The sequence below is a fragment of the Porphyromonas sp. oral taxon 278 str. W7784 genome (assembly GCF_000467855.2).
Taxonomy (GTDB): Bacteria; Bacteroidota; Bacteroidia; order Bacteroidales; family Porphyromonadaceae; genus Porphyromonas.
In genome coordinates, this window is record NZ_KI259247.1 from 1 (window position 1) to 7418 (window position 7418).

The window sequence follows — 7418 nt, forward strand, 5'->3', positions numbered from 1 at the left end:
GCCAGTCAACGCAAGCGCTGATCTGTCGAAGGGACGAGTGCTTCATGCGGTCACGACGCACCTGCGTATAAACTTGCAGGGAGCTCGGAGCAGGTTCGGTTTGTTTGGTAGGCATTGCTATACGACTATTTGGGCTATGAGGATACTAAATATCAGTGATATAGGAAGCAACCACAACCCTGTATACCTTTGAAATACCGTGTAATGGTCTCAAAAGTAATGCCTATTTTTGTGTATTCCATACTTTACGTGGAATGGATTTGTGTACTGCAATAAATACATGATTCTTTGCGTACACGACAATAGTAATGGATATTTACACGAAACGCATGAGATGTATTCACTGAAACATATTATGCTATCCGATAAAATTGATATTCCAAAATATCTGAATGACTATGGTATTCGGCCAACGGCTGTTCGAATCATGGTATTTCGTGCCATGTATGAGCTTCATGACACGTTCAGCCTGACAGACTTAGAAAACACATTGGACAGCGTGGACAAATCCAGACTGTTCAGAACTTTGTCGCTCTTTGCGCAACACCATCTTGTCCATAAGATAGAAGGCGGAAGCGGCTCGACAAAATACTGCTTATGTCGCAATGACCATGTGTGCAGAGTTGCCATAAGACATACTGTCTCGACCATACCTATGTTCCGATCGTACATTATCCGAAAGGATTTGAGTTGCATAGTGCCGATTATTTATTGAAAGGTCTTTGCCCTGATTGCCAAAACAGGCGACACGACTGACTTTGCAACTTGGTTGCAGTTCTTTTTTCGTACTTTTGCAGAGGATTAAATGATTGGTTATGGAAAGAGAACAAAAAATCAAAGTGATACGCATCATTACGAGCATCGTTTTGCTAATGGTGGCATATACTCCGGCTATTCCGGAAGAGATTCACATCGGATTATGCGCCATCGCCTATGTCATAATCGGTGCGGACATAGTTTATGCAGCCTTGCGCAATTTGTGCAAAGGTCAGTTTTTCGATGAGAATTTCCTCATGACTATTGCTACCGTTGGAGCATTTGCCATCGGTGAATACCCCGAAGCGGCGGCAGTGATGATGTTCTATCAGATTGGGGAACTTTTCTCCGACATAGCGGTGGAACGGAGCAGGGCTTCGATTGCAGCATTGATGGATATCCGTCCAGATTATGCCAATATTGAGAAAGAGGGAAATCTAACACGGGTGTCTCCGTCGGATGTCCCGGTCGGCAGTGTCATAGTAGTAAAACCGGGAGAGAAAATACCATTGGACGGAAAGATAATCTCTGGAAGTACGACTCTCGACATGGCTGCGTTGACAGGTGAAAGCCTTCCGCGTGAGGTTTCCGAAGGCGATACCGTTATCAGCGGAAGCCTGAATCTCACAGGTGTTCTGCACATCCGTACATCGGGAACATTTGGAGAATCGACTGTCGCGAAAATCCTCGATTTGGTAGAAAATGCGGATACAGGCAAGGCGAAGAGTGAAAAGTTCATAACCCGTTTCGCGCACTATTATACACCTGCTGTCGTGGCTGTGGCTGCATTGCTCGCCTTGGTTCCCCCACTGATTGCGGGTGGCGAGTGGCTTGTCTGGTTAAACCGTTCCCTAATTTTTCTGGTGATTTCCTGCCCCTGCGCACTGGTCGTGTCCGTCCCGCTGACGTTCTTTGCCGGAATAGGCGGAGCATCAAGAAAGGGCATCCTTGTAAAAAGTTCCAACTATCTAGAAATGATGGCGCATATAAAAACAGTCGTGTTCGACAAGACCGGGACTCTGACAAGAGGCAATTTCTCGGTCACCGCCGTACATTCCCAAATGTTGTCGGAACATGAGCTTATAGAATTGGCTGCATTGGCGGAAAGCTTTTCCGACCATCCCTTGTCGGCATCAATACGGGATGCCTGCAATCTGCCATTGGACAAAACAAGAGTGACCGGCTATGAGAACATTGCAGGCGAAGGAATCGTGGCAATCATAGACAATCGGAAGGTTTATGTCGGAAACGAAAAACTTATGTCGCGTGCTGGTGTGACACCCCGGTCATGCAAAAAGACAGGTACAATTGTCCATGTCGCCGTAGACAGCATTTATATGGGACATATCGTCGTTTCCGATAACCTAAAGCCACAATCCGCCGAGACCATCGCCAGGCTGAAAGCCTCCGGAGTCGGAAAAACAATCATGCTTACGGGCGACCGCAGTGATGTGGCCAAAGATATTGCCGGGAAAGTAAACATAGATGAATTCCATGCCGAACTGCTACCGATAGACAAGGTGAGGTTTGTCGAGGCACTGCGCAAAGAACATGCCCGGTCTCCCATAGCTTTTGTCGGCGACGGCATCAACGATGCTCCAGTCATCAAACTTGCTGACATAGGCATTGCCATGGGTGCCGTCGGCAGTGACGCCGCCATTGAAGCCGCCGACATCGTATTGATGAATGATAATCCCATGAATATCGTCGAAGGCATGGTGATAGCGCGCAAGACGTTAAGTATAGTGAAACAGAACATCGTATTCGCCATCGGTATCAAACTCCTGATCTTGCTGTTGGGAGCGTTGGGCGCTGTCAATATGTGGGCTGCCGTGTTTGCCGATGTAGGTGTTACCATACTTGCCATACTCAATGCGTTAAGGAGCATACGTGTCCGCAATGCGTTAAAACAATAATAACCCCATCTTTGCAACCAAGTTGCAAAAGTAGAAGCATATATTTGCACCCGAAAAGCAGTTTTACTGTCAACAAAGAGATGAAAAGACAAGTGTACATAGCGGATAGTGGCGTTGGCGGCAATCATGTTGCTTGCCGTGCCATTCATTCCGCATCATCACCACGATAAGGCGCTATGTACGGTTGTGGAACGCTGTGACAGCGACAACACGGATAATGACGAACATACAGGCCACAACGATGACAGCACGGCGTGCGTAGAGAATGGCGGATTGTTCGTATCCAAATCCGATGTACACAACAATACTTCCTATAAGATAATTCCGGCATTTGTCTATGCGATATGCAGAGTGCAATTGCCGAACTATTCCCGGTAAAGAAGGTTCCATGCGAATGGGAAGGTATCGCCATCTACCAATCGGCGGAACTGAACTGGACCAATGCCCTGCGGGCACCTCCCCATATCATTTTCTGATACCTCTTATAAATCCATGAGGTGTGGTATGCCATTCTGCATACCCTATTTCCCTTTTTATACATCATCTGTTCCCTTCGTGTAAGGGAGCGTGAAACGTAATATAACAAAGGCATCAATAAAGAGAACCTTAGTGCCTGTTGCACCGCTCTTTCCTTTGTTGTCGTATGCCTATGATGAGACTATTGCATCATACGGCACTCGCTTCGTTGTTTGCGACATTCGGGCTTGGTGTAAACTCCCTTCGCCCTTCCGTCTTAACGCCTTGCGATGACCGCATGCTGCAAAGTCAAGCAAAAAAACAAGCTGTGCTTGTCATTTTTGAGACCATTGCACGGTCTCAAAAAGAAGGCGAAGGTCTCCGACATCTCTTTCTATCCTTATTGCAATGGGCAACAAGGAGGACTTTTATTCAAAAAGTCAATTAGAACGGAATATGCTTCAGAAACTGATTAAATTCTCAATAGAGAACAAACTTACAATAGGCATACTGACAGTAGCCCTCATCATCTGGTGAGGGTGGTCATTGTCACAGTTGCCGTTTGACTCCACGCCTGACATCACCAACAATCAGGTACAGGTAATCACGCAGGCTCCGTCGTTGGGAGCTCAGGAGGTGGAGCAGTTCATCACCACTCCCGTGGAGATGGCGCTCACAAACATACTGAGAGTGACGGAGCGGCGGAGCATCAGCAGCAGTGGACTATCGGTCATCACGCTTGTCTTCGACGATGCCGCCGATGTGCATTGGGCGTGGCAGCAGGTGAGCCAGCAATTGAAGGAGGCCGAGGAGGTGCTGCCACAAGGAAAAGGCACGGTGGAGCTTGCCCCCGTGACGACCGGGCTTGGCGAAATCTACCATTACACCATACGCGCGAAAAAAGGCTATGAGGATAAGTACAGCCTTACCGACCTGCGCACGATGCAGGACTGGATTGTGCGCAAGCAGCTGTCCGGCACGGAGGGCATAGCCGAAGTAAGCGGATGGGGCGGATACGTGAAGCAGTATGAGGTGGCGATTGACGCCGACCGGCTGAACGCATCGGGGCTGACCGTAGCGGACATGTATGACGCCCTCGAAGCGGGCAACGAGAACACTGGCGGTAGCTACATAGAGAAGAACAGCAACCAGTATTTCATCCGAGGCATAGGTCTCGCCACGTCGTTAGAGGACATCGGGAAAATTCCCGTGAAGACCATTGGCGGTACACCGATACTCGTAAGGGACGTGGCAAACGTGCAGTTCGGATATGCCACCCGCTATGGAGCCGTGACAAGGGGCTGATTGTGGTCTTTATCCTCGTGCTGTTCCTCGGCAACTACCGCGCAGGACTTGTGGTAGCCTCCGTCATCCCACTGTCCATGCTGTTTGCATTCGGCATGATGAGGCTCTTCGGCGTGAGCGGAAACCTGATGAGCCTCGGCGCGATAGACTTCGGGCTTATCGTCGATGGTGCGGTCATCATCGTGGAAGCCGTGTGCCACCACATAGGCATCAGCAGGGACAAGTACCGGGGCGCAAGGCTCACGCAGGCGCAGATGGACGACGAGGTATATCTCTCTGCGTCCAAAATCCGCAAGAGTGCGGCATTCGGCGAGATCATCATCATGACGGTCTATCTGCCCTTGCTCACGCTGGCGGGGATTGAGGGGAAGATGTTCCGCCCCATGGCGATGACCATCTTCTTCGCCATACTCGGTGCGTTCATCTTGTCACTCACGTATGTGCCTATGGCGAGTGCGTTGTTCCTCAGCAAGGAAAGCACGCACAAGCGCAACCTGTCCGACCGCCTCGTTGAGAAGCCGAGGGGATGGTATCTGCCCGTCATCACGAAAAGCCTTAATTGGGGCAAGACACTGATAGCCTCGATGGTCGTGCTGTTCACTATCAGCCTACTTATCTTCAATAGGTTGGGCGGAGAATTTATCCCCAGCCTTGAGGAGGGTGACTTCGCCGCCGAGATAAGCATGGAGCAGGGCACGTCGCTCTCGCAGATGGGGGAAAACGCCACGCAGGCGGAGAAAATCCTGAAGGTGCAGTTCCCAGAGGTAAAACAGGCGGTGACTCGCATAGGAAGCTCCGAGATCCCCACCGACCCCATGCCAATGGAGCGTGCCGACATGCTCATATCCTTGATTCCGGAAGCCGAATGGACATCGGCGAAAACCAAGGACGAGCTGATGGAGAAGATGGAGGAAGCCCTGAGCATCATTCCCGGCATGGAGGTAGAAATGACGCAGCCCATACAGATGCGCAACAACGAGCTGATTACGGGCATCAAGCAAGATGTGGCGATAAAGATATACGGCAACGACCTCGACGCACTGGAATCTTCGGCGAAAAAGGTGGCATCGCTCATCAAGAATGTGGATGGCGTGTCTGAGCCGTTCGTGGAGAAGGTGCAGGGACAGCCACAGATACAGGTGAAGTATGACCGCGACCGCCTGGCGAAATACGGCATTTCCATAACCACCGCCAACAGAGTACTTGAGGCGGATTTCGCAGGCCGTCGCACAGGTTACGTATTCGAGGAAGACTGCCGCTTTGACATGGTGGTGCGGATGGACAATGACCTGCGCAACGACCTCGAGGCATTGGAAGGTCTCTATCTGCCACTGCCCGACGGCGGGACGTTGCCATTGAGACAGGTTGCCGAAATCAGCTTCGAGGACGCTCCGGCACAAATCACGCACGAAGACGGGCAGCGGCGCATATACGTAGGGTTCAACGTGCGTGGACGTGACGTGCAAAGCACCGTATAGGATAACGGTAAGCCAGTCGTTCGAGTTCCCCACTGTTTACGCCGCACGACGCAAGTACCTAAAAGCGGAAACGGCAGCAGTGCAGAGCAGTCTGGCGGTGACACGCAAAAAGTCGAATAGGAACTCCAGAAGGCTAAACCTTATCTCTCCACTCTCCTCTATATCTGAGTATCTCATCGATCTCTGCTCTTAGGGGAGGGGGGGAGAAGTGACCAACTCTAGCAGCCTTATGGGAAGAGGCGGAAGTCGGAAATGTAGGTGAGGCCCAGGGAAAGCTGGGTAAAGGGATAATCCCGTAGCCCACGCTCCAGGCCACACGAGGCTGTGAGATGACGATTGATACGATAGCTACACCTTGCCGTGAGGTGCATCGGCTCATCACCATACTCAGCTCCGTAGCTGTGCTTCATCCAACCACTATACCCACCGAACTGAAGCAGAAGATGCCAGTCCTTCATCTGACTAGACAGTGCAAGCGCATACATGAAGGCATCATTCTGCTTCTGGACGGTCTCCCAGCACATGAAGCCCACATGCCCGCTCACCCTTAAGCTCACCGGTGAAGCCTCTGGAGCCACTAGAGTCCGCCCGACCTCCACATGGAAGAAGTAGCCCGGCGTATCAAAGAAGCGCATCCGCTCATTGGCTATAGGTTTAGGAGAAGCGGTCTTCAGGGTATAGTTCAGCACCACATTAGGCTTCCATCCAGCATCCTCGCTCAATAGGCGCAGTCGGGTCTGGAGGTATATATCTCCTACGATCAGCCCCTGCTGGAAGTCACCTGCCATACCTCTTCGGCTCATACTCTCGGGCGACCAGTGGAAGTACTCCGCCCCATAGCCATAGACACGCACCGAGGCTCGCTCGGAGACGATCGGTATCTCTAGATCGGTAAACAAGGTAGCCGTCTTATCCTTCTTCGACAGCTGGTACTGTAAGCTATTATGAAGGCGAAGTCCCTGAGGTATCATCGCCTCACGTGCCTCGGGGATGGGATTGGCGTTCGGTCCATACCACCTGGGACTATACCCCATGAATTGCTGTGCCTCTGACTGGGCTATCGTAGAGCACAGCAGGCTACAAGCGCAGAGCCATCTCGATACCCTCAGCGATCCTTTTCTCATCGTCCTAATTTATTGATTGATTGTCTACCCAAAGGTACGATAAAGGCCCTGCGTCTGCAAAGGTACAGGGCAAGTAGCACAGCCTCGGAGTTCACGGCGAAGGTAGGGGTTGCAGACGGGCTGACCATCGTCCTCAGGTGGGGCAGGAGAAGGCTGTGGCGGGAGAACGTATACCCTGCGTGGGCAAAACGTATACGTTTCACGCTCGAAACGTATACGTTTTACTCGCGATACGTATACGTTCGGACGAGGGAAGGTACACGTTCGACCGACACAAGCGATGAGGTGAGGGAAGTTGGGGCTGGAGGGGCAGGCGAAGAGCTTGGTCGTGGAGGGGGCAAAAAGGGATCCACGGTAGGTCGCATCGACGACCCACAGTGGGT

At 51.2% G+C, this 7418-nt stretch carries 6 protein-coding genes; 4 read left to right on the forward strand and 2 right to left on the reverse strand.

All coding sequences use genetic code 11. The features are described from left to right. Positions 1-815: 815 nt before the first annotated feature. The 4 genes from HMPREF1556_RS06270 to HMPREF1556_RS08885 all read left to right on the forward strand — a co-directional run bounded on the left by HMPREF1556_RS06270 (position 816) and on the right by HMPREF1556_RS08885 (position 5911). Entirely contained in the window at positions 816-2672 is a 1857-nt protein-coding gene (locus HMPREF1556_RS06270) for a heavy metal translocating P-type ATPase (RefSeq protein ID WP_021667537.1), read from the forward strand. A gap of 126 nt (positions 2673-2798) precedes the next feature. Further along, a complete protein-coding gene (locus HMPREF1556_RS08960; protein ID WP_369795593.1) occupies positions 2799-3050 on the forward strand; it encodes a hypothetical protein in 252 nt (83 codons plus the stop codon). Between the two features lie 633 nt (positions 3051-3683). Then, entirely contained in the window at positions 3684-4433 is a 750-nt protein-coding gene (locus HMPREF1556_RS08880; protein ID WP_021667540.1) for an efflux RND transporter permease subunit, read from the forward strand. A 2-nt stretch (positions 4434-4435) separates the two neighbouring features. Then, the gene (locus HMPREF1556_RS08885; protein WP_021667541.1) at positions 4436-5911 is read left to right on the forward strand and encodes an efflux RND transporter permease subunit; all 1476 of its coding nucleotides are present in this window, start codon (positions 4436-4438) and stop codon (positions 5909-5911) included. Positions 5912-6138: 227 nt separating this feature from the next. Here HMPREF1556_RS08885 and HMPREF1556_RS06285 read toward each other — a convergent pair whose 3' ends face one another. Beyond that, entirely contained in the window at positions 6139-7035 is an 897-nt protein-coding gene (locus HMPREF1556_RS06285) for a hypothetical protein (protein WP_157047522.1), read from the reverse strand. A gap of 24 nt (positions 7036-7059) precedes the next feature. Next, positions 7060-7418, reverse strand: a 359-nt coding sequence (locus HMPREF1556_RS08890; protein ID WP_232299045.1) for a hypothetical protein, incomplete at its 5' end; no start/stop codon positions are given.